This is a genomic window from Corynebacterium silvaticum (assembly GCF_004382825.2).
Taxonomy (GTDB): Bacteria; Actinomycetota; Actinomycetes; order Mycobacteriales; family Mycobacteriaceae; genus Corynebacterium; species Corynebacterium silvaticum.
In genome coordinates, this window is record NZ_SDQO02000007.1 from 1 (window position 1) to 447 (window position 447).

The 447-nt window shown below is 58.6% G+C and carries 1 pseudogene; it reads right to left on the reverse strand.

The features are described 5' to 3' along the window. A pseudogene (locus ET810_RS11860) lies at positions 1 to 447 on the reverse strand (MMPL family transporter); the annotation flags it as partial.

Genomic DNA, 447 nt, shown 5'->3' on the forward strand with positions numbered 1-447 from the left:
TCGTTGGCCTGCTGATACACGTCGACGAGCTGTTGGTTGGTCGCACCGGTGATCACGAGCTTGATGGGCTCGGTGCGGAAGTGCGGGAAGTTCTTGTCAAAGGAGGCCTGTGCTGTGCGCACGGTGTTGTTCGGTGGCAAATATGTTTCGTTGATACCGCCAAATTTCACGCCGGCAAGCGGCAAAGTAAGTCCCAGTAGTACTGCAACAATTCCGACGGTGACCAGCGCGGAGTGCTTCATGGCCCATGCTGGAATGCGGTACCACGCGGTGGAGCGTAACGACGTAGCCTTGCGGGAAGTGCGGCGCAGCGTCCACTTGTCGATGTTTTTGCCCAGCATGCCAAAAAGCGCTGGCAAGACGGTGATGGACAGCAGCGCTGCTAGGCCCACGGCGCTGATCGCACCGTAGGCTACCGACTTGAGGAAGGCCTGCGGGAACACCAAA